This window comes from Demequina soli, assembly GCF_000971195.1.
GTDB classification, from domain to species: domain Bacteria; phylum Actinomycetota; class Actinomycetes; order Actinomycetales; family Demequinaceae; genus Demequina; species Demequina soli.
Genome location: NZ_BBLZ01000001.1, coordinates 578,741 through 600,385, shown reverse-complemented (window position 1 = coordinate 600,385; position 21,645 = coordinate 578,741). Strand labels below are relative to the sequence as shown.

Annotated in this window: 21 protein-coding genes, 1 tRNA gene and 1 pseudogene; 14 read left to right on the top strand and 9 right to left on the bottom strand. The window is 73.2% G+C overall.

What is annotated here, in order from left to right:
* A pseudogene (locus tag AOM04_RS14760) lies at window positions 1-305 on the top strand (hypothetical protein); the annotation flags it as partial.
* A gap of 60 nt (window positions 306-365) precedes the next feature.
* Here AOM04_RS14760 and AOM04_RS02870 read toward each other — a convergent pair.
* The 3 genes from AOM04_RS02870 to AOM04_RS02860 all read right to left on the bottom strand — a co-directional run bounded on the left by AOM04_RS02870 (window position 366) and on the right by AOM04_RS02860 (window position 2,751).
* Window positions 366-569, bottom strand: a complete 204-nt coding sequence (locus AOM04_RS02870) for an FmdB family zinc ribbon protein (protein WP_082104306.1) — start codon at window positions 567-569, stop codon at window positions 366-368.
* Window positions 570-579: 10 nt separating this feature from the next.
* Window positions 580-1,209, bottom strand: a complete 630-nt coding sequence (locus AOM04_RS02865) for a 5-formyltetrahydrofolate cyclo-ligase (RefSeq protein ID WP_062461936.1) — start codon at window positions 1,207-1,209, stop codon at window positions 580-582.
* Between the two features lie 111 nt (window positions 1,210-1,320).
* Entirely contained in the window at window positions 1,321-2,751 is a 1,431-nt protein-coding gene (locus AOM04_RS02860) for an RNA-guided endonuclease TnpB family protein (protein ID WP_156160573.1), read from the bottom strand.
* 209 nt (window positions 2,752-2,960) lie between these two features.
* On the opposite strand from AOM04_RS02860, the gene AOM04_RS15105 reads away from it, so the two are divergent.
* Genes AOM04_RS15105 through AOM04_RS02845 form a run of 4 tightly spaced genes read left to right on the top strand, consistent with a single transcriptional unit; the run spans window position 2,961 to window position 6,085 of the window.
* On the top strand, window positions 2,961-3,224 hold the full coding sequence (locus tag AOM04_RS15105; protein WP_082104304.1) for a transposase: 264 nt from the start codon (window positions 2,961-2,963) through the stop codon (window positions 3,222-3,224).
* 50 nt (window positions 3,225-3,274) lie between these two features.
* Window positions 3,275-4,486, top strand: coding sequence for a molybdopterin molybdotransferase MoeA (locus AOM04_RS02855; protein WP_062461930.1), 1,212 nt, complete (start codon window positions 3,275-3,277; stop codon window positions 4,484-4,486).
* On the top strand, window positions 4,486-5,064 hold the full coding sequence (locus tag AOM04_RS02850; protein WP_082104303.1) for a GNAT family N-acetyltransferase: 579 nt from the start codon (window positions 4,486-4,488) through the stop codon (window positions 5,062-5,064). Before AOM04_RS02855 ends, AOM04_RS02850 begins: the two co-directional genes overlap by 1 nt.
* Window positions 5,065-5,116: 52 nt before the next feature.
* Entirely contained in the window at window positions 5,117-6,085 is a 969-nt protein-coding gene (locus AOM04_RS02845) for a hypothetical protein (RefSeq protein ID WP_062461927.1), read from the top strand.
* A gap of 147 nt (window positions 6,086-6,232) precedes the next feature.
* On the opposite strand, the gene AOM04_RS02840 is transcribed toward AOM04_RS02845, so the two are convergent.
* Window positions 6,233-7,537: a glycosyltransferase gene (locus tag AOM04_RS02840; RefSeq protein ID WP_062461925.1), complete on the bottom strand. Its 1,305-nt coding sequence runs from the start codon at window positions 7,535-7,537 to the stop codon at window positions 6,233-6,235.
* Window positions 7,534-9,753: a glycoside hydrolase domain-containing protein gene (locus tag AOM04_RS02835; RefSeq protein WP_062461922.1), complete on the bottom strand. Its 2,220-nt coding sequence runs from the start codon at window positions 9,751-9,753 to the stop codon at window positions 7,534-7,536. Before AOM04_RS02835 ends, AOM04_RS02840 begins: the two co-directional genes overlap by 4 nt.
* Window positions 9,754-9,969: 216 nt before the next feature.
* Here AOM04_RS02835 and AOM04_RS02830 point away from each other — a divergent pair, with 216 nt between their 5' ends.
* The 6 genes from AOM04_RS02830 to AOM04_RS15070 all read left to right on the top strand — a co-directional run bounded on the left by AOM04_RS02830 (window position 9,970) and on the right by AOM04_RS15070 (window position 15,581).
* A complete protein-coding gene (locus AOM04_RS02830) occupies window positions 9,970-11,430 on the top strand; it encodes a glycoside hydrolase family 43 protein (RefSeq protein ID WP_062461919.1) in 1,461 nt (486 codons plus the stop codon).
* A 60-nt stretch (window positions 11,431-11,490) separates the two neighbouring features.
* Window positions 11,491-11,566 (top strand) — tRNA-Ala (locus AOM04_RS02825).
* Between the two features lie 125 nt (window positions 11,567-11,691).
* A complete protein-coding gene (locus AOM04_RS02820; protein ID WP_062461916.1) occupies window positions 11,692-11,946 on the top strand; it encodes a FitA-like ribbon-helix-helix domain-containing protein in 255 nt (84 codons plus the stop codon).
* Window positions 11,943-12,359, top strand: coding sequence for a type II toxin-antitoxin system VapC family toxin (locus AOM04_RS02815; RefSeq protein WP_062461913.1), 417 nt, complete (start codon window positions 11,943-11,945; stop codon window positions 12,357-12,359). The genes AOM04_RS02820 and AOM04_RS02815 overlap by 4 nt, the downstream gene beginning before the upstream one ends.
* Before the next feature lie 27 nt (window positions 12,360-12,386).
* Window positions 12,387-13,175 carry a transglutaminase-like domain-containing protein gene (locus tag AOM04_RS02810; protein ID WP_062461909.1) on the top strand — a complete coding sequence of 263 codons (789 nt, stop codon included), beginning with the start codon at window positions 12,387-12,389 and terminating at the stop codon, window positions 13,173-13,175.
* 51 nt (window positions 13,176-13,226) lie between these two features.
* On the top strand, window positions 13,227-15,581 hold the full coding sequence (locus AOM04_RS15070) for an ATP-dependent DNA helicase (protein WP_062461906.1): 2,355 nt from the start codon (window positions 13,227-13,229) through the stop codon (window positions 15,579-15,581).
* Here the strand turns inward: AOM04_RS15070 and AOM04_RS02800 are convergent.
* The 4 genes from AOM04_RS02800 to AOM04_RS02785 are packed head-to-tail and all read right to left on the bottom strand — an operon-like array spanning window position 15,568 to window position 18,441.
* Window positions 15,568-15,927: a hypothetical protein gene (locus AOM04_RS02800; RefSeq protein ID WP_062461903.1), complete on the bottom strand. Its 360-nt coding sequence runs from the start codon at window positions 15,925-15,927 to the stop codon at window positions 15,568-15,570. The genes AOM04_RS15070 and AOM04_RS02800 overlap by 14 nt on opposite strands.
* A 24-nt stretch (window positions 15,928-15,951) precedes the next feature.
* Window positions 15,952-17,106, bottom strand: coding sequence for an acetyl-CoA C-acyltransferase (locus AOM04_RS02795; protein WP_062461901.1), 1,155 nt, complete (start codon window positions 17,104-17,106; stop codon window positions 15,952-15,954).
* Window positions 17,103-17,744, bottom strand: coding sequence for a 3-oxoacid CoA-transferase subunit B (locus AOM04_RS02790; protein ID WP_062461898.1), 642 nt, complete (start codon window positions 17,742-17,744; stop codon window positions 17,103-17,105). The genes AOM04_RS02795 and AOM04_RS02790 overlap by 4 nt, the downstream gene beginning before the upstream one ends.
* Window position 17,745: 1 nt before the next feature.
* The gene (locus AOM04_RS02785; RefSeq protein ID WP_062461895.1) at window positions 17,746-18,441 is read right to left on the bottom strand and encodes a CoA transferase subunit A; all 696 of its coding nucleotides are present in this window, start codon (window positions 18,439-18,441) and stop codon (window positions 17,746-17,748) included.
* Window positions 18,442-18,554: 113 nt separating this feature from the next.
* Here AOM04_RS02785 and AOM04_RS02780 point away from each other — a divergent pair, with 113 nt between their 5' ends.
* The 3 genes from AOM04_RS02780 to AOM04_RS02770 all read left to right on the top strand — a co-directional run bounded on the left by AOM04_RS02780 (window position 18,555) and on the right by AOM04_RS02770 (window position 21,633).
* Complete coding sequence (locus tag AOM04_RS02780) at window positions 18,555-19,337, top strand: IclR family transcriptional regulator (protein WP_228373592.1); 783 nt, start codon at window positions 18,555-18,557, stop codon at window positions 19,335-19,337.
* A gap of 371 nt (window positions 19,338-19,708) precedes the next feature.
* The gene (locus AOM04_RS02775) at window positions 19,709-20,680 is read left to right on the top strand and encodes an ABC transporter permease (RefSeq protein ID WP_082104302.1); all 972 of its coding nucleotides are present in this window, start codon (window positions 19,709-19,711) and stop codon (window positions 20,678-20,680) included.
* Window positions 20,681-20,685: 5 nt separating this feature from the next.
* The gene (locus tag AOM04_RS02770) at window positions 20,686-21,633 is read left to right on the top strand and encodes an ABC transporter permease (protein ID WP_228373602.1); all 948 of its coding nucleotides are present in this window, start codon (window positions 20,686-20,688) and stop codon (window positions 21,631-21,633) included.
* Window positions 21,634-21,645: the final 12 nt, after the last annotated feature.

The following is a 21,645-nucleotide window of genomic DNA, read 5'->3' as shown; positions in this document are numbered from 1 at the left end:
CCCCCGCCGACGCCGACGCCCCTGCCCCCGCCGACGCCCCTGCCCCCGCCGACGACGCCGCTCGGGACGCTCAGTCCTCCGAGAACGCCGCCGAGGAGCCCGGTGGGGACGCTCAGTCCTCGGACGAGGAGGACGCGCCCGACGCATCGTCCCCCGCGGCGCCCGCGCTTCGCCCCGCCCGCGGCTCCGGCCGCCCGCTCATCCCGACGCGCGCGAGCGAGGACCTCGACGAGGGCTGGGGCGGCGGCCACGGCGGCTCGAGCCGCGACGAGGAGATCAAGCGCGAGAAGCCCCCGCACTGGTGATCGCGCCCCGGACATGACGAAGGCCCGCGCAGCAGCGCGGGCCTTCGTGTCATCCGGGCGTCAGGACGAGCTGGACGCCTTCGAGTCGGAGCGCGAGTCGGTGCGGTAGAAGCCCGAGCCCTTGAACGTGACGCCCACCGAGCCGAAGCGCTTGCGCACCGGCGCCGCGCACTCGGGGCACTCGGTCAGGGCCGGATCGTGGATGGACTGCACCGCATCGAACGCGTGGTCGCACGCGGTGCACGCGTAGGAGTAGGTAGGCATGCGGGCCATTCTACGCGGGAAGCCGGTGGGCTCCCTCGGGCGTGATCACCATGTCCACGCCGAGGTCGTGCCGCTCGCGCGGCAGCGGCGTGCCGGAGCCGTCGCGGACCTCGTTCGCGAACGTCAGCGCGATCACCGGCGCGCTCGGACGGGCCTCGATGAGCGCGCGGTCGTACCAGCCGCCGCCCTGGCCCAGGCGGGTACCGGTGGTGTCGACGGCGAGGGCCGGCACCACGATGACGTCGGCCTCGGCGAGCGTGGCGGAGCCGAGGAAGTCGCCGCTCGGCTCGGGCGGGCGGCCGGGGGCGCGCTCGACCAGGTCCTCGATGCCGCGGTAGACGCCCCAGCCGCGCTGCAGGCCGTCGCCGAGCAGCGGGATCAGCACCCGCACGCCGCGCCGGTGGAGCGCCTCGATGAGCGGGCCGGTGCCGGGCTCGTGCGGGCGGGACGCGTACACCGACACGCAGCGCGCCTCCTGGATCGCCGGCAGGGCGAGCACGTGGTCGCGAAGGGCGGCGGCCGCCTCGTGGCGCCGCCTCTCGCTCCGCTGGAGCCGTTCGCGTCGGATCTCGGCCCGCAGATGCGCCTTCGCCTCGTCCGGTTCGAGGGCGCGGAGGGGACCGTCGGACATCGCCGTCATGGGCCCCATTGTGCCAAAGTTCGGTAAATCTTTGGTCCACCCTGGGGCATGTCCTTCAAGCCTGCCGAACAACCTCGGTGAGGCTGTTGGCAGCGTCCTTCTCGGACGTCCCTATGCCGCTGGGGCGGTGAGGGTTCCCACGTCGTCCAGGCAGGTTTCGTCGACGCGGGTGCATCGGCCAGAGCCTGCCCGTCGGTGGGCGTTGGTGACCTGGCCTCGTGCTTCGGGGTCCAGGACCTGGGAGGCGTGCTTGTCGCCCCAGGCGGCGAGGTTGACCGCTGCGTTGAGGTCGCGGTCGATGGCGTTCCCGCAGCCGTCGCAGGCGAAGACGCGGTCTGCGAGGGTGAGCGTGGTGTTGATGCGCCCGCAGGCGCAGCAGGTTCTCGATGACGGGAACCACCGGTCGGCTGCGAGGACGCGCCCGCCGCGCCAAGCCGTCTTGTATGTGATCTGGCGGGCGAGCTCGGCCCAGGCGGCGTTCGAGATGGCGGCGGCAAGCCGGTGATTGGCGAGCATCCCGGTGATGTTGAGATCTTCGATAACCAGCCGATCGTGGGTCTTGACCGACAGGTTCGAGACCTGGTGTAGGAAGTGGTGACGCCGGGCACGGATCCTCTCATGGTGACGAGCGAGCCGTTGGACGGCGGCCCGCCGGTTGACGGAGCCCTTGACCTTGCGGGATACGGATCTGCTCAGGCGTCGGGTCATGGGCTGCGCCGCACGCATCGCCTTGGGTGCTTCGTCGATGCGCAAGGTCTGGGTGCCATCGGCCAGGGCGATGACGACGGGTGCGTGCAGCCCGAGGTCGACGCCGGCCCACCCGCTGAGGTCGGCATGGTCGCGGGCAGGATGCTGGGCTTCAGGGTGGAATTCGGCGGCCTCGACGTTCACGCTGATTCGCCATCGGCCGCCGCGCCGGGACACACTCGCGAACACGATCCGTGCCCGGCCCTTGTCGAGCATTCGACGCAACCGCCGGGTGTCGTCGTGCACGCGGATGGCCCCGATCCCGGGCAGCGTCACCGACCGGGGACCGCGTTCGCCGAGACGAATCGTGGACCGCTGACCCTTCTTCGTGCGGGAAACCTTGTTGCGCACGCGGAACGAGCCGCGCTCGTGGCTCTTCTGCTTGAACCTCGGGTGCCCGACGGTGCGTCCGGCGCGTTTGCCGCGCCGGGAGTCGGTCCACGCCTTCAAAGCCCTGCCGAGGTCGACAACGGCTTCCTCGAAGACCTGCGCGGACACCTCCGAGCGCCAGGCGAGACCGGTAACTTCCAACTCGGCGACACCCGAGCTGTCGACGACGAAGCGGCGGCCCGCGTCAGCGGTCTTCTTCCACGCGTTGAACGCGTTGATCAGGTCGAACCCGGTCCACGGCACCTTCACCGGGTCGGTGTGACGGTCGCCGTCCGCGCTCGCGGTGCCCTCCTTGACCGCTCGGCGGGCGTTCAGGTGCAGCCGTAGGCCCTGGTTGAACGCGAACCGGGCGGCGCCTTCGTGCCGGGCCAGAGCACGCGCTTGTTCCGCGGTGGGGTCAGCCACCAGCTGGAACGTAGTATGCCGGGCCACGACAACGACGCTACTGGCCACCACTGACAGCGGCTGGAATGTCAGACATGGTCACGACGAAAGTGCACGTGTGAAGGGTCCGTGCGCCGTTCGTACCCGTCCGACCTGGCCGACGCCGCTTGGTCGCGGATAAGCGCGCTCTCCGTCCCGGCCCATGACCGCGCCCATCAGCGGCGCACTTCTTGGCCGACAAGGGCTACACCGGGCAAGCACCCTCCGAAGCTGCCACAACTGCCGGAATCAGGCTTCAGATCGCCTCGGGCCCCAAGCCTGCCGGTGGCTTCATCGTCCAACCACGCCGGTGGGTCGTCGAACGCTCCAGCGGCTGGATCAACCGCCACCGACGCCTCCTGCGCCAGGACGAGCCCACCCTCAAAGCCCACGACGCATTCGTGACACTGTCTCAGATCCGCCTACTCCTCAGCCGTCTCGATCGCCATCGATAGTTGTTCGGCAGGCTTTAGGCTCGGCACATGCATCCCGCCGGAGGCCTCCCTTGCTGAGCCGCACCCTCGAGGAGCACCGCGACGCCGTGACGCGCGCGCTCGCCCCGATCCCCCCGCTGTCGGTGCTCGTGGGTGACGCCGCCGGCGCGACGCTCGTCGAGCCGCTCGTCGCATCCGCGCCCCTGCCCGCCCACGACGTCGCCGCGTGGGACGGCTACGCGGTCCGCGCGCAGGATGCCGCCGGCGCCGCCGTCCTGCCCGTCGCGCACGACGTCTCCTTCGCCGATCGCGGCCCGCGCCGCCACCTGCCCGGCACCGCGGCGCGCGTCGCCTCGGGCATGGCGCTGCCCGCCGGGGCCGATGCGGTGGTCCCGCTCGGCGCCACCGACGGGGGCGTCGCCCGTGTCGCGGTCCTCGAGCCCGTCGAGGCGGGTGCGGGGATCCGCCGCGCGGGCGCGGACGCGGAGGCGGGCCGCGCGCTGGTCCCGGCCGGCCGCCGCCTGGGCGGGCGCGAGCTCGCGCTCGCCGCGTCGCTGGGACACCCGCGCCTCACCGTCCGCCCGGTCCCGCGTGTGGTCGTGGTCGCCACCGGCTCCGAGCTCGTCGACCCGGGCTCGGGCCGCCCCGGCGTGCCCGAAGCGACCGCGCACCTCGTGGCCGTCGCGGCGCGCAACGCCGGCGCCCACGCGTTCCGCGTCGGCCCCATCCCCGACGACCGCCCCACGCTCCGCACCGCCCTCGAGGACCAGCTGGTCCGCGCCGACCTCCTCGTCGTCACCGGCGGCCTGTCCGACGGCGTCGACGACACCGTCGTGTCCGTTCTGGGCGACCTGGGCACGGTGGACGATGTGGCGCTCGCCTTCGAGCCCGGCCCCCACCACGCGTTCGCGCTGCTGGGGGAGGAGGGCGCGCGCCAGGTGCCGACGATCGCCCTGCCCGGATCGCCCGTGGCCGCCGCGCTCGCCTTCGAGGCGTACGTGCGCCCCGCGCTGCGCCAGATGTGCGGCTTCACCGAGGTGATCCGGCCGGGCGTGCGCGCGCGCCTGGACCGCGGGTGGCCGTCGCCCGCGGGCGTCACGCAGGCCGTGCCGGTGAGGCTGGGCCTCGACGCCGCCGGCGCCGTCACCGCGACGCCCGCGTGCGAGCCCGGCGACGTCACGCTCGCCGCGCTCGGCGACGCCGACGGCATCGCGTGGGTCGAGGCCGCCACCACGGAGGTGCGCGCCGGCGACGTCATGCGCTGCACCGTCTGGGACGACTGATGCCCCGCGACCTCGTGCTCGAGGCGCCCGGGGTGCGGCTGCGACCGCTGCATGCCCGCGACGAGTCCGCCTGGCTCACGCTGCGCGCCGCGAACCGCGAGTGGCTCAAGCCGTGGGAGGCGTCGGTGCCGCCCGAGGGCGAGGCGCCCGACATGTCGTTCCGGTCCTTCGTGCGTCTCGAGCGGCGCCAGCGCCGCGACCTCGAGTCGATCGCGCTCGCGATCGAGGTCGACGGCGCGCTCGTGGGCAGGGTCGCCGTCGCGGGCATCCAGTGGGGCGCGCAGCGCTCGGCCTCCCTGGGGTACTGGATCGCGCGCGAGCACGCGGGCCGCGGCACGGTGACCCGCGCATCGGCCCTGGTGCTCGACCACGCCTTCCGGGCCGGCCTGCACCGCATCGAGATCGCCATCCGGCCCGAGAACGCGGCGAGCCGGCGCGTGGCCGAGAAGCTGGGCTTCACGGAGGAGGGGGTGCGGCGCTCGTACCTCTACATCGACGGCGCCTGGCGGGACCACGTGATCTTCGCGCGGACTCAAGACGAGCCTCGTACCGGACGATATTGGGGGGACGAGGGCTGACACGCCGGGTGTGTTCCACGTCTCATGGGCGCCCCGGCCGTAAGTTCGTGCCATGCCTCCCGCTGGACTGCTCGCGATCATCGCCCTCGGCATGGTGCTCGCCTACGTCATCCCCCAGCGGATCCGCGAGCGCGCCGACTACGCGCTGGTCCGGACCGAGGATCGCTACTCCGCCGAGATGCGCGTGGTGAAGACCACCGCCGAGCGCGTCGAGAAGCCCGTGGGACGCGCCTCGTCCGACTCGGGCGAGGTGCCGCTGCTCGTCACCGGCGCGGTCCGCGCCTCGATCGCCACGCTCGGCGCCGACGCCATGTCGCGCCCGGCCGGCCCGATCGACAAGGCCGCCACCGCCGCCCACCGCCAGCTCATCTCGATGCGCAAGGACCGCACCGCGGCGCTCGCGGAGCGTCGCGCCCGGGCCCGCCGGCGCGCGCGCGTCGCGCTCGGCATGACGGCGCTCACCGCGGTCGCCTGGACCCTCGTCGGCTTCGGCGTCATGTCCTCCGTCGTGGGCGCGGTCGTCACCGCGCTGCTCGCCGGCGTGCTGGTGCAGGGGGCCCGCGCGGCCGCCGCCCAGCGTCGCGTGGACGCGCGCCTGTCGCTCGTCGCGCGCGAGGTCGGCGCCGCCGCCACCGCGACGAACGCGCTGCGCAAGGTCACGGCCGAGCGTGCCGCGGGCCGCGACGCGCAGCCGTCCGACGTCGAGACGCAGGCCATCAAGATCGTCACCTCGGCCGACCTGGCGCCGCTCGCGGCGCCCGCGCCCGTCGAGGCCCCCGCGGCGGTGCCCGCGGCTCCGTCGCTGCCGGCCGCCGAGGAGTCGGCAGCGTGGAGCCCGCGGGAGATGCCGGCCCCGAGCTACACGCTCAAGGCCCAGGTCCGCCAGGGCCAGGCGCGCCCGCTCGAGGACGGCGACATCGCCGCCGCGTCGTACCGCGCCGAGGAGCCTTCCGTCGAGGAGGCCCCCGCCACCGGATCGCTCGATGCGATCCTGGCCCGCCGCCGCTCCGCGTCGGCCTGACGCGGAGCGGGGCCGGCCCCCTCGCGGCCGGCGGCATCGGTTGGTGCGGCTTTCGCGCCCCGCTGCGCAGAGCGGCATCGGATGGTGCGGTCGCGCCGCGCTGACGGCGAGCCCGGCCCGCGGCCCGCCGCCCGTCAGGCCGACGCCCTACGCGATGCGCGCAGCCGCCGGCACGCCCGCCACCTCGTCGACCAGCGCGAACAGCCGGTCGAACACGTTGACGCGGTCGAACTGCATCGCGTGCTCGCGGGCGCGCGCCTGCCACCACTCGTGGTCGGCCTCGTCGAGGCCCGCGACGCACACGTTGAGCGCCACCGTCAGCGCCGAGGGGTCGCCGGACGGCACCACCACGGCGGTGTCGCCCACGGCCTCGAGGATGCCGCCGGTCGCGCACGTGATCACGGGTCCGCCGCCGGCGAGCATCTTCTCCACCAGGGCGATCCCGAACGTCTCCGTGAACTCCGGTGCCGGCTTGGAGGGCAGCACGTAGGCGCTGCACGCCGCCATGAGGTGCGGCTTCTCCTCGTCGCCCACGTCCTCGAGGAACACGATGCGGTTCCTCGCGGCCGTGCGACGCGCCACCTGCCGGAAGTACGGCAGGTCCGGACCGCGGCCCGCGATCACCAGCGTCTGGTGCGCGCACGCCTCGGAGGCCGCGAAGCCGCGGATGAGGTCGTCGACGCCCTTGGCCTTCTGCAGCCGCGACAGGTAGAGGACGTACTCGCCGCGCGCGAGGCCGCGCGCCTCCAGCACCGCCTCGGTCTCGGCCTCGTCCAGGGACAGGTACGCGGACGTGTCGATCGCCGGGTAGGAGATCCGCACGCGCTCCTCGCACTGCGCCGCGAACGCGGTGCCGTACATCGCGTCCAGCTCCGCCGCCGAGGCCACGATCACGTCCTTGGTGTACTGCGACACCGCGACGCACACGTCCTGGCTGAGGTACGTCGACAGCACCGCCGCCGCGGCCCCGAACTCGCCGTGGTCCACGGCCGAGCGCACCACGTCCGTGATGTCCGACCCGACCGCCTCCGCGATGGTGACCACGTTCACCGGCAGGCCCGTGGAGCGGGCGATGCGCAGCGCATCGGCCACCGCGGTGGTGTGCGGGTGCAGGTACAGCGACATCGCGACGGTCGGCACGCCGTCGGTGAACAGCTCGACCAGGCGCCCGACCATGCCGGCCAGGTAGCGCCCGTCGGGGATCTTGTACCCGCCGACCGGCGCGGGCCGCTCCACCGTGATCCCGGGGGAGTAGGGCAGCACCGTGTCGAGCGGCTTGAGCGGCAGCCCCGTCTCCTCGAGACGGTCGAGCGGCCAGGTCACGATCCTCACGTCGTCGAAGCCGCGCGTGAGCGCGACCTCCGCGAGGTTGCGGGCCTCGCCCGAATGCCCGCAGATCACCGGATCCGCGCGCACGACGATGACGAGACGCTTCGAGGTTGGCTGGATCATGATGCCTCCTTCGCGGGTGTGGCCCACGGCCGGGGAACGGAGGGGGGACGATGCGTGCGCCCCCAGTCGCTCGGACTGTCGCCGAGCACGAAGCGGAGCTCTCCGCCACGATGCAGGTCGGATCCGGAGATCCACGAGCCGGTGACGGGCTCTCCATCGAAGGTCACCGACTGGACGTGCTGCACGGGTCCGCCGGGGGTCGGCTCGACGAAACCCTCTGCGACGATGGTGAGGTCACCGCGCGCGACGCGCAACCGGGCGGTGGAGAACGCCGGCGGATGCAGGAGGAACAGGTTCTGCCCGGCGACCGGGAAGAGCCCCAGGCAGGCCCACACGTACCAGGAGGACAGGCCGCCCGAGTCGTCGTTGCCGGGCAGCCCGCCGCGGCCGGGCCCGAACATCTGGTGGACGATGCCGTGGACCACCTCGGCGGTCCGGTCCGGCCGTCCCGCGTAGTGGTAGGCCCAGGGGGACTCCATGTCGGGCTCGTTGTTGAGGCCCTCGAAGCGGCCCAGCGCGTAGCCGGCGGCCATCTCGTCGACGCCGGGACGCTCGCCCGGCTGCGTCACCGGGTCGGCGCCGAAGCCGAAGAACCGGTCCAGCATCCCCACGAACGCGGCGTCGCCGCCGGCCAGGTCGATGCGGGCCGCCATGTCGTGCAGGATCCGGAACGAGTAGTTGTAGCGCGTGCCCTCGTAGTACGTCGAGGCGTGCAGCAGGCCGGTGGCCGGGTCGAAGGCGTTGCGCCAGCGATCGGCGAGGGGGGCGTTCTCGGCGACCAGCGCATCGTCCCCCAGCAGGGAGGCGACCTGCGCGGTGCACCAGTACCCGAAGGCGATGTCGAGGGTGTGGCTGAGCGGCTCGGCGCGGCCCTGGAGCAGGAACTCCTCGCCGTAGGTGCGGCGCAGGTCGGTCTGCATGTGCACCAGCGCCCAGTCCCAGTCGATGCCGGGGATGCCCAGCTGCGCGAGGTCCGCGAGGAGGGTGTGCGCGAGGGCGCTGCCCTGGCGGGAGAAGCGGTCGGAGCCGCGGGCCATGCGGTAGCCGATGGGGAGGTTGCCCTCCTGCTCGCAGATGGACAGCAGCGCGTTGGCGAGCTCGACCGCGCGGTGGGGCAGGAGCGCCGTGAGCAGCGGCAGCTGCGTGCGGTAGATGTCCCACATGGTGGAGACGTCGAAGACGAACGGGCCCTTCTGCTGCCAGAACGGGCTCTCGTCGGCCGCGAAGCAGGGCTTGATGAGCGAGTGGTAGAGCGCGGTGGCGAACACCTGACGGCGCGCGTCGTCCTCCGTCTCGACGGAGATCGCGTCGAGCAGCCCGCGCCAGGTCTCGCGCGTGCCGGCTCGCCGCGAGTCGAACGTGCCGAGCTCGCCCAGGTCGCGGTGGAGGTTGCGCCTGGCCTGCTCGACGCCGCGCAGCGAGAAGCCGATGCGCAGCTCCACCTCCTGGCCCTCCTCCGACGAGCCGGCCCACATGAGGCCGAAGGTCCGCAGCGTGGTGGGGCGGATCGAGTCGAGGTCGAGGCGCTGGCCGGCGGGCATGAGGCGGTGGTCGTACCAGAGCATCTGGCGCCACGAGGCGGCGTCGCACTCCATGTAGACCGCGAGCGGCACGCCCTCGACCACGATCTCGCCCTGCGCGATGCCGGGCTCCACCGACTCGAGGCTCGCGCGCAGCGGCACGGTCGCTCCGTAGGGGATGGTGAGGCCGCCGATGGACATGTCGACCACCACGCGCGCGTTGCGGTGGCGCGGGAAGCGGTAGCGGTGGATCACGCTCTTGGGTCCGGCGACGATCTCGGCCTCGATGCCGTTCTCGAGCGTCGCCGCGTACAGGCCGGGCTCGGCGTGCTCCTCGATCAGGTCCCAGGTCCGGCCGAGCTCGTCGAGCGGCTCGAGCATCGGGGTGACGCGGAAGTAGTTGTAGTACTTGCGGATCGCGCCTGTGCCCGACTGCTGGAAGTGCGTGAAGCCGGACGCGAGCGCGCGGTCGTGCATGGGGCTCGGCAGGCCCTCGGTGGAGAGCTCGTACAGCCCGTAGCCGGTGGGGTAGGCGCCCGAGTAGGCGCAGGCCGAGACCATGCCGAGCGGGTAGCACGCGCCGGGGTGAGTGTTGCCGACCTGCGGCTTGGGCCACCACCAGGTCGCGGCGAGGCCCGTGGGGGCGGGGAGCGAGGTGGCCTCGGTCCCGATGAACGGATCGACGTCGTCGTACACGGCGGCACCTCCTCCCCGAAGCCTGGCTCAGTCGAGCGGGGGCCGCACCTCGGCGTGCGGCCTTGGAGCGACGGTAAGCGGCGCGAATGTCGTTGTTATTGCGCGATTGTGACGAACTCTTTAACTTTTTGCGTGAGTCGGCTGGGGGTGCCGGTCCGGGGGCGATGCGGCGCGGCCCTACAGTGGAGTCCTCAGTGAATGTTGGGAGACGCAACAATGACGATGCCCGTTCTCGCCGGCTTCTACCCGGACCCGTCGATCTGCCGCGTGGGTGACGCCTTCTATCTCGCGAGCTCGACGTTCGAGTACGTGCCCGGGGTGCCGATCCACCGCTCGGCCGACCTGGTCGAGTGGGAGCTCGTGGGCCACGCGCTCGAGGACGCCGCGGTGATCAACGCTCCCACCGGCATCGGCGGCGCGAGCATGGGCATCTTCGCGCCCACGCTGCGCCACCACGACGGGCTGTTCTGGATGGTCACCACGAGCATCCGCGACATCGGCCGCGGCCAGCTCATCGTGCACGCGTCGGACCCGGCCGGGCCGTGGTCCGCGCCGGTGTACGTCCCCGACACCCCCGGCATCGACCCCGACCTCGCGTGGCTCGAGGACGGCACGTGCCTGCTGACGTGGCGCGGGCACGGCCCGTCGGCGATTTACCAGGCGGAGGTGGACCCGCTCACGGGCGAGCGCCTCACCGAGCGGGTCGAGCTCTGGCGCGGCACCGCGATGCAGGAGACCGAGGGGCCGCACCTGTTCGAGCGTGACGGCTGGTGGTACCTGCTGGTCGCGGAGGGCGGCACCCACCTGGGCCACGGCGTCTCCATCGCGCGCTCGCGCGACCCGCGCGGCCCGTTCGAGTCGCACCCCGCGAACCCGATCCTCAGCCACCGCAGCCTCCCGCACCCCGTCCAGGCCACCGGGCATCCCGACATGGTCGAGCTCGCCGACGGCACCTGGGCCATGGTCTACCTGGGCATCCGCCAGGCCGGGGCGTTCCCGGGCTTCCACGTCAACGGCCGCGAGACCTTCATCGCCGGCGTCGACTGGGTCGACGGCTGGCCCGTCGTGGTCGAGGACCGCTTCGAGGTCCCCGACCGCGACCGGTCCTGGGACGATGCGTTCGCCGGGTCCGCGCTCGACCCGCGGTGGGTCGCGCCCGGGGTGGCGCCGTCGGAGATCGCGACGCCCGGGGCCGACGGGCTCGCGCTGTCCGCCATGCGCGTGCCTGCCGACGCAGAGCAGGTCGCGCCGCTGTGCGCGCGCGTCCCCGCGATCGGGTTCACCGCGACGGCCGAGGTGGCCGGCGGGGACGCGTGCCTGAGCGTCCGCATGGACGCGCGCGGCTGGGTCGGCGTCGAGCGCGTCGGGGGAGAGGTGCGCGGGCGTGCCGTCAGCGGGCCGTTCGACCAGGCGCTCTCCACGCTGCCCGCGCGCGACGGCGACCTGCTCGCCGTCCGCTCGACCCCGAGCCGCGAGCTCTACGGCCGCGGGGGTCCGGACGTGCTCGAGCCGGGCATCGTCCGCGACGACGCGTTCGTCCCCCTGGGCGCGATCGACGGCCGCTACGTGTCCACGGAGGTCGCGGGCGGCTTCACCGGGCGCATGCTCGCGGTCGAGGCGCTCGGCGCTCCCGCGCGCGTGGTGCGCGTCGCGTACGTCGAGGACCCGCGCGGCTGAACGAGGCGCGAGGCGTGTACTTGCGGCCCGCCCGAAGGTGCTAACCTATTCAGGCATCAAGGGGCTGTGGCGCAGTTGGTAGCGCGTCTCGTTCGCAATGAGAAGGTCAGGGGTTCGAATCCCCTCAGCTCCACCAGAGAGAAGGGGCCCGCCGTCAGGCGGGCCCCTTTCTTCATGTCGGATCTCGATCCATCGTCATGAACCCCTCGACCGTTTGCATGCACTTCGGTAAAGTGCTGTCATTGACGCGGGAGGTGCACGGTGGCGGTGTTGACGGTTCGAGGAGTGCCCGACGAGGTGCATCGCGCCCTCCGAGCCAGGGCCGCCGAGCATGGGCGAAGCGCCGAGGCCGAGGTGAGGGCGATCCTTGCGGCGGCGCTCGTCCCGCCCCGAAGGCTCCTGCTCGGCGACGCGCTCCTCGAGCTGGGCCGCGATCTCGACCTCTCGGACGCTGACGTGGACGCGCTCGAGCATGGCGGCGATCGGCCCCCCGCGGAACCGTTGGCGATGCCGTGATCGTCCTGGACACCAACGTCGTGTCCGAGGCGATGCGGCCGACGCCCGACCCCTCCGTCATCGCTTGGCTCAACGCGCAGTCGGCGGACACCCTGTTCCTGTCGAGCGTCACGCTTGCGGAGCTGCTGTTCGGCATCGGAGCCCTCCCGGACGGCGCCCGCAGGGATCGGCTCGCCGAGATGCTCAACCGCCTGCTGGGCCTGTTCCCCTCGAGGATCCTGCCGTTCAACGAGGACGCCGCGCGCAGATACGCGGACATGGCGGTGCGGGCGCGCGCCGCGGGCCGGCCGTTGAAGACGGTGGACGGCTACCTCGCCGCGACCGCGGCCGCGCACGGGTGCGCGGTCGCCACGCGCAACGTCCAGGACTTCGCGGACACCGGGCTGTCGCTCATCGACCCGTGGAGCACCTGACGCCGCTCGGTCTGCGACGATGCGTCCATGCGCCGTGACGTGACCTCCTCCCTCAGCCTCGACGCGACCGGCCCGGTCCACCTCGTGCTCGCCGTCGCCGCGGCCCACGCCGCCGCCGAGGAGAGCCTCACCGTCACGCAGGACGGCGTCCCGCTCGACGTGACCGAGTTCGAGGACCAGCACGGCACGCGGCTCCACGTCGCGGACGCCACGGCCGGGCGCGTCGAGGTGCGGTACGCGGCCCGCATCGACGGTCGCGCGGCGGACCTCCCCGTCGACGAGCTCGACCGGCTCCGGTACCTGCGCCCCAGCCGCTACTGCGAGTCGGACACGCTCGCCCCCGTCGCCGCCGACGAGTTCGCGGGGCTGTCGGGCGTCGAGCTGCTCGCGGCGGTCTCGAGCTGGGTGGGCACGCACCTCACCTACGACGGCTCCTCGACGGACCCGACCGGCGGCGCCGCCGCGACCCTGCTGTCCCGCCGCGGCGTGTGCCGCGACTTCGCGCACCTCGTCGTCGCGCTGCTGCGCGCGCTCGACGTGCCCGCGCGCGTGGTGGCGGTGTACGCGCCCGGCCTCGAGCCCATGGACTTCCACGCGGTGGCGGAGGCGCTGGTGGACGGGCGGTGGCTGGTGGTCGACGCGACCGCGCTCGCGCCGCGCTCGACGCTCGTGCGCATCGCGACGGGCCGCGACGCCGCGGACACGGCGTTCCTCACCACCATCGGCGAGCCGGTCGAGCTGGTCGCGATGGAGGTCACGGCGACGGCCGATGCGCTGCCCGAGGACGACGTGCGGGCGCCGGTCACGCTCGGCTGACGCGTGGCTCCGCGTCCAGCGTATGGGCACCCGCGGCTAGGGTGAGCCCCCATGAGGGACCTTGGAGCGCGGTCCGCCCCGGACCGCATCGACATCACCGAGGACTTCGAGCGCGCCCTCGAGATCCTCCACGACGGTGGCAACCTGTTCCTCACGGGCCGCGCGGGCACGGGAAAGTCGACGCTGATCAGGCACTTCCTCGCCACCACCGAGCGCGTCGCGGTCACGGTCGCCCCCACCGGCATCGCCGCGCTCAATGTCGACGGCTACACCATCCACCGCCTGTTCTCCTTCCCCATGGGCGTCAACGACGCGATGGTGACCGGCCCCGGCTACTACCCGGCGCGCTTCGCGAACACCCTCGCGGGCCTCGACATCCTCATCGTCGACGAGGTGTCGATGGTGCGCGCCGACCTGTTCGACGCGCTCGTCGCCGCGCTCGAGCGCTTCGGCCCGCGCCCGGGCGAGCCGTTCGGCGGCGTCCAGCTGGTCCTCGTGGGCGACCTCCACCAGCTCCCTCCCGTGGTGCGCGACGACGAGGTCGACTTCTTCGACGAACACTACGGCACCCCCTACTTCTTCTCCGGGCGCCGCTTCGATCGCGACGCGTTCCCCGTCGTCGAGCTCGCGACCGTGTTCCGCCAGGTGGGGGACATGGAGCTGGTCGACATCCTCAACGCCGTGCGCGAGGGCGCCCTGCTCGAACGCGCGCGGGCCGCCCTCAACGCGCGCACCCACCCCGGCTTCGAGCCTCCCCACGACGAGTTCTGGCTCACGCTCGCGACCACCAACCGCATCGTCCGGGCGCGCAACCGCCACGAGCTCGAGCGCCTGCCCAGCCCCGTCCTCTCCTACGAGGCCCGCCTCTCGGGGGACACCGACGGCTTCGAGCTGCCCGCCGAGCGGAGTCTCGACCTCGCGGTGGGCGCGCAGGTGATGCTCCTGAGCAACGACCCTGCCGACCGGTGGGTCAACGGCACGCTCGGGCGCGTGCTGCTGCTGGGACGGGACCAGGACGGCCCCATGGTGACCGTGCAGCTGCGCGGCGGCGGCCAGGTCGCCGTGCGCCCGTACACCTGGGAGATCGCCCGGCCGACGGTGGCGGGCGGCAGCCTCCACCGGGAGGTCGTCGGATCGTTCACGCAGCTGCCCATGAAGCTCGCGTGGGCCATCACCATCCACAAGGCCCAGGGCCAGACCCTCGACCGCGTGGTGGTGGACCTCACCGGCGGCACGTTCGCCAACGGTCAGCTCTACGTCGCGCTGAGCAGGTGCACGTCGCTCGAGGGCCTGGTGCTGCGCCGCGACGTCCTGCCGCGCGACCTCAAGACGGACGGCCGCGTCCGCCGCTACCTGGACGCTGCCCGCACGGGCCGGGGAGACGATGCGCGGGCCGGCCTGGTCTACCTCGCCGCCCTGACCGTGGGCCAGGTGGGGGACCGCTACCGCCCCCGGCCCGTGGAGATCGCCGTCGTCACCGAGGACGGTGACGAGGCGACCACCGTGGTCAACCCGACGAGCGACCTCTACGGCGCGCAGGCAGATTTCGGGTTGAGCACGCGCGACGTGCAGCTCGCACCTGTGCTCGCGGAGGCGTGGGCGTGCCTGTCGCCCCTGCTGGCCGACCGGGTGCCCGTCGGCGTCGGCATCGACCGCACGCTCGGGTGGATCGACTTCGAGCTCAAGCGCAACGGCGTGGTCGAGCCGATGGCGCTGGGGATCGAGCTGCCCGCCCACGCCTTCGACGCGGGGGAGCGGGTGGGGCTGGCCGCGCCGACCGCGCTCGAGCGCGCCCGCGCGTTGCGCGACGCCGGGCAGCGGTGGCTCGGCGGGCCGGGACGGGACGCACGCGAGGCGGGCACCCGGTTCGCCGTGTGGCCGCGCGGGCGCGGCTACCTGCAGGAGCGGGTGACGGGCGCATCGTCCGGCGGCCCCGGCTTCACCGTCGGAGGCAACCTGTCCGCCGAGGACGACCCGGCGGGCGTGCTCGCCGAGATGCTCGGCCGCGCATGGGGGCGCGTGCTCGACAAGGACGCGGAGGTGCTGGGCCGCATCCGTGCGGCCGAGCGGCACTTCGGGGTGGACATCCTGCCCGCCGACCTGGAGGTCGAGGGCGGGGCCGACGCGGCGTCGGTGCTCGGGGCGGGCGCGCGGGTGTGCTTCACCGGCACGGTGACCCCGGCGTCCGGCGGCGTGATCGAGCGCGAGGCGATGATGGCGCTCGCGGCCGGGGCGGGGCTGGTCCCGGTGCCGTCGGTGACCAAGACCCGCACGGACGTGCTGGTCGTCGCGGAGCGCGGCACGCAGTCGGGCAAGGCGCGCAAGGCGGTCGAGTACGGCAAGCCCGTGATCGCCGCGGAGGACTTCCTGGCCTGGCTCGAGGGGCGGACCGCTACAGCGCCTTGAACCTGAGCGCCGACCACACGTCGGAGACGGCGACGTTGAAGTTGAGCGTCCAGCCGTGCTCCTGGACCAGCGCCCAGATGGTGTCGCGGTTGATGTCGGCGCGGTTCCCCTTGGGATAGGCGATCCACCGCACACGCGCCGCGGCCAGGTGCGGCGCGGCCTCCGCGAGCAGCGATTCCAGCGCCGCGCGGTCCTCCGCGAACAGGATCGCGACGGCCGGGGCGTCGCCGCCGATCGCCGCACCCGCGGGCAGCGGGTCGAGCAGCGCGAGCCGCTCGGGCGTGCCGCCCGCGACCAGCACCGCGTCGCCCGGCTTGATCTGGAGCTTCTCCGCGACGGTCTTCATGCGCTCATGCTGGCACGCGGCGCCTCAGACCGCCTCGAGCACCACCGCCGAGCCCTGCCCGCCGCCGCCGCAGATCGCCGCGACCCCGAGCGCCCCGGAGCCCAGGCCCGCGAGGGTGCGCGCCGCCGTGCCGACGATGCGCGCGCCCGAGGCCCCGATCGGGTGCCCGAGGGCGATGGCCCCGCCGTGCGGGTTGACGAGGCGCGGGTCCACGCCGAGGCGCGCGGTCGAGGCCACGGCCACGGCCGCGAAGGCCTCGTTGATCTCCACGGTGGCCAGGTCGGCGACGGGTCGCCCGGCCCGCGCGAGCGCCGCCTCGGCCGCCGCCGCGGGCTGGTGGTGCAGCGACACGTCCGGCCCCGCGACGAGCGCCCACGACAGGATCCTCGCGAGCGGCGCGTCCACGAGCCCCTCGCGCGCGAGGACCAGCGCCGCCGCGCCGTCGGTGATCTGCGACGCGTTGCCCGCCGTGATGGTGCCGCGGCCGCCGAACGCGGCCCGCAGCCGCCCGAGCGACTCGACCGTGGTGCCGACGCGCAGGCCGTCGTCGGCGACCACCGCATCGTCCGCCCGCGGGGGCGTGAGGGGCGCGATCTCCTCGGCCTGGAACGCGACCGACGCGGCCAGGCGCGCGTGCGACTCGGCCGCCCACGCGTCCTGCTCCTCGCGCGTGAGCCCGAGCGGCTCCGAGAACGCCTCGGTGGACTCGCCCATGGAGCGGCGCTCGAAGGCGTCGGTGAGGCCGTCGTCGGCGAGCGTGTCGAGCAGCTCGATCGCGCCGTAGCGCACCCCCATCCGCGAGCCCACGTACGCGTGCGGCGCGAGGGTCATGGACTCCTGGCCGATCGCGAGCACCACCTCCGCCTCGCCGGACGCGATGAGGCGGGCGCCGTGCGCGACGGCCTCGGTGCCCGACAGGCACACGACGTTGAGGGTGGACGCCGGCACGGTCATCGGGACGCCCGCGGCGATGGCCGCCTGTCGGGCGGGGTTCTGCCCCGCGCCGGCCTGCAGCACCTGGCCGGCGACCACCCGGTCGACGCGGGCGGGGTCCACCCCGGCGCGCTCCAGGACAGCCGTCGCGGCGTGTGCGCCGAGCGCCGTGGCGGGGATGCGCGCGAACGCGCCGCAGTACCGGGCGAAGGGAGTGCGCGCGTAGCCCGCGATCACGACGCTCACGCGGGCACCTCCACGCGGACGGGCGCCGCGGTGGCCTCCGCGACCTGCTCGAACGTGACGCCGGGGGCGAGGCGGCTCAGTACCAGCCCGCGGTCGTCGACGTCGAGCACGCACAGGTCGGTCACGATGCGGTTCACCACCCGCACGCCGGTGAGCGGGAGGGTGCACTCCGCGACGATCTTGGGGGTGCCGTCCTTGGCGACGTGGTCCGTGATGACCACCACGCGCTTGGTGCCCGCGACCAGGTCCATCGCGCCGCCCATGCCCTTGACGAGCTTGCCGGGGATGGTCCAGTTGGCGAGGTCGCCGTGCTGGGACACCTGCAGCGCGCCCAGGATCGCGGCGTCGACGTGGCCGCCGCGGATCATCGCGAAGGAGGTCGCCGAGTCGAAGAAGCTGCCTCCCGGCAGGACGGTCACGGTCTGCTTGCCGGCGTTGATGAGGTCGGCGTCCTCGTCGCCCGCGATCGGGAACGGCCCCATGCCGAGCATCCCGTTCTCGCTCTGCAGCGTCACCGTCACGCCCGGCGGCAGGTGGTTCGCCACCAGCGTCGGGATGCCGATCCCGAGGTTGACGTACTGGCCGTCCTCGAGCTCCTCGGCGGCGATCGCGGCCATCTCCTCGCGCGTCCACCCCATGTCAGGCCTCCCTCGTGGTGCGCTGCTCGATGTCCTTGACCCGCGGCGTCGAGCGCACGAGCCGCTGCACGAAGATCCCCGGAGTCTCGACCGTGTCCGGGTCGAGCGCGTGCGGGTCGACGTTCTCCGCCTCCGCGATGGTGACCCGCCCCGACATCGCGGCGAGCGGGTTGAAGTTGCGCGCCGTGAAGCGGTAGCGCAGGTTCCCGGCCGTGTCGGCGCGGTGAGCCTTGACGAGGGCGACGTCGGCGACGATGCCGCGCTCGAGCACGTACTCGACGCCGTCGAACACCTCGACGGGCTTGCCCTCCGCGACCGGGGTGCCCACGCCGGTGCGCGTGTAGAAGCCCGCGATGCCGGCACCGCCCGCGCGCATCCGCTCGGCGAGGGTGCCCTGCGGCGCGAACTCCACCTCGAGCGTGCCGCCGAGGTACTGCTCCGCGAACAGCCCGTTCTCCCCGACGTAGGACGCGACCACCTTGCGCACCTGGCCCGCCTCGAGCAGGATCCCGAGTCCCTTGCCGTCGACGCCCATGTTGTTGCTCACGATCGTGAGGTCCCGCGCGCCCGTGTCGCGGACGGCCTCGATGAGGTCCGTCGGGTTGCCGCTCAGGCCGAACCCGCCCACCGCGATGATCTGCCCGTCCCTCACCACGTCGCGCACCGCCGCCGCGGCGCTCGCGTAGAGCTTCCCCATGCCAAACTCCCTTGTCTGACCACATCGTGGATTCCACGGACGCTAGACCTGAGAAGGAATTCGGGTCAACGGTCGTGCATGATGTGGCCGAGCGGACCTAAGGTGTCCACAAAGTGGACGATGCGGGGGTGGCCGTGGCGGAGCAGGGAGCCCAGGTGGTGGCGCGCGTCGGCGCGGTGCTGCGGGTGCTGGGGGCGAGCGCCGGCGCCCCCGTGCCCACCTCGCGCGTCGCGGAGCTCGCGGGCCTCACCCGGCCCACCGCGCATCGTCTCCTGGCGGCGCTCGCGGGCGAGGGGCTGGTCGACCGCGACGCCGCGGGCGGCTGGGTGCTCGGCCCCGAGGCGTACATCCTCGGCGCGGTCGCCGCCGAGCGCTACGACGTCACCGCGCTCGCGGCCGACGCGGTCCGCGAGATCGCCCGCGCGACGGGGGAGTGCGCGTTCCTGTCCGCGCGCCGCGGCGACGAGACCGTGTGCCTCCTGCGCGAGGAGGGGTCCTTCCCGCTGCGCTCGCACGTGCTGTACGAGGGCATCCGCTTCCCGCTGGGCGTCGCGTCCGCGGGCCTGGCGATCCTCGCGATGCTGCCCGACGCCGAGCGCGAGGCGTATCTCGCGCGGGCCGACCTCGTGCCCGCGTGGGGTCCCGCGCACGCCGCGGAGCCGCTGCGGGCGCGCCTCGCGGCGGCGCGCGCGACGGGCTACGTGGTCAACCCGGGGCTCATCGTCGAGGGGTCGTGGGGCATGGCGGCCGCGGTGTTCGACGCCGCGGGCCGGCCCGCGTGGGCGCTGTCCGCGACCGGCGTCGAGTCGCGCTTCGGGCCCGACCGCCGCGGCGAGATCGGCCGCGTGCTGCTCGAGCAGGCGCACGCGGTCACGCAGCGCCTGCGCGCGCGCTGACGCGCCGCCCCTCGCCCCTCGCCCCTCTTTACCCCTATCCACACGCGATCTGCATTTGCGGGCGCTCGTCTCGGGGTTTGCGACGCGAGTTGCAGAACTGAAACGATTCACACGAGTGAGCGTGTGGGGCGCGGTCGCGGGGCGGCGCGGGGCGGGGCGGGGCGGGGCGGTCGCGGGGCGTGGGCGGGGCGCAGTCACGGGGCTCGCCCGCGCGATACGCGGCACCGTGTGTCACGGATGTTTCGTCTGGCACCTGCCGCGTGACACGGGCGACACGCACGTGTCGGACCGGTTAACGGTGGCCCGCACCTTCCCCGGGCCCGTGGCGCTTATCCGCGGGCGCCATTCCTCGAAGAATCGTCACCAACCTGATGACGACGAGAACCGAGGAGGTGACCGTGGCGAAGTACCTGGCCAAGAGGCTCGGAGCGGCACTGCTGGTGCTGTTCGCGCTGTCCCTGCTGTCCTTCGGGATGGTGCGGCTGATGCCCGGCGACCCCGCGCTGCAGTACCTGAACATCGACAACCCGGACCCGACCCAGCTCGACCAGATCCGCGCCGAGCTCGGCCTCGACGCCCCCTGGTACTCCCAGTACCTCAGCTGGCTCGGCGGGGTCCTCCACGGCGACTTCGGGCAGTCGCTCACCAAGTCCGCCGACATCGGGACGATGCTCGCCGACCGGTTCCCCGTGTCCCTCCAGCTCGCGGTGGTCGCGGTGCTCGTCGGGCTCCTCATCGGCCTGCCGTCCGGCGTGGTCTCCGCGGTCCGCCAGGGCACGCCGCTCGACGCGGTGATCCGCGGCGGGTCGTTCGTCGCCCTGTCGGTGCCGGCCTTCGCGATCGCGGCCGTGGTCATCATGATCAACGCGTTCACGCTCAAGCTGCCTCTCATCGGCTACACCCCGTGGAGCGTCAGCCCCATCTCCTCGATCCTGTCGCTGCTCGCGCCGGCGCTCATCCTGTCGCTCGCGATGTCCGCCGTGGTGTCGCGGTACTCGCGGGGCACGGTGCTCGACACGCTGTCCCAGGACTACATCCGCACGGCCCGCTCCAAGGGCGTGCCGACCGGGCGCATCGTCCGCGGCCACGCGCTGCGCAACGCGCTCATCCCCGTCACCACCGTCGTCGGCATCCAGCTGGCCGCGCTCATCGGCGGCACGGTCGTCATCGAGAACGTGTTCGCGATCCCCGGCATGGGCTCGATGCTCATCGAGGCGATCAACAGCTCGGACTACCCGACCATCCAGGCGTGCGTGCTCGTGCTGGGCGCGTGCTTCGTCCTCATCAACCTCGTGGTGGACCTGCTCTACCCCGTGATCGACCCCCGGGTGCGTGCCTCGTGATCAAGATGAAGAAGAACGGAGCCCTCGTCGCCGGGCTCGTGCTGCTCGCGGCGCTCGCGGTCTACGCGATCGTGGTGCCGCTGGTGTCGCCCTACGACCCCAACCTCACGGTCGGCATGCGCCTTGAGGGCCCCTCGGGCTCCCACTGGCTCGGCACCGACAACCTGGGCCGCGACAACCTGGTCCGCCTCGCCATCGCGACCCGCTATGCGCTCGGCATCTCGTTCATCTCCTCGGTGATCTCGATGGTGATCGGCACCTCGATCGGGCTGCTCGCGGGCTACGCCGGCGGGCGCCTCGACAACCTCCTCATGCGCGGCACCGAGATCGTCATGGCGATCCCCGCGATCCTGTTCGCGCTGGTGATCCGCGTGATCATCGGCCCCGGCTTCCTGCCGCTCATCGTCGCGATGGCGATCATCGGCGCCCCCGGCTTCGCCCGCATCATGCGCTCGCCCATCCTGGTGCTGCGCGACCGCGACTTCGTGGTGGCCGCCGAGATCGCGGGCGTCCGCAAGCCGTGGATCGCCCTCAGCCACCTGCTGCCCAACGCGACCACGCCGATGCTCGTCAACTTCGCCTCGACCGCGTCGCTCGCGGTGCTCATCGAGTCGAGCCTCAGCTACCTGGGCCAGGGCGTGCAGGCGCCCGACCCGAGCGCGGGCCGCATGATCCAGGAGTCGATGCGCTTCATGAACGAGGCGCCCATGCTCATCGTGCTCCCCGTGGTCCTCATCACGCTGCTCACCGTGGCGTGGAACCTCCTGGCCGACGGTGTCCAGGTCGCGCTCTCGCCCAAGGCCGGCAACCTCGCGGTGCCGACCCGCGGCGGGCGCCGCAACAAGGCGTCCCGGACGGCCGGCAGGGCCGCGACCGGCACGACGGTGGAGGCGGGCGACGACCCCGTGACCGCCGACACCCCCCTGGACGATGCGGCGCCGGCCCGGGTCTGACCCGCACGCCGC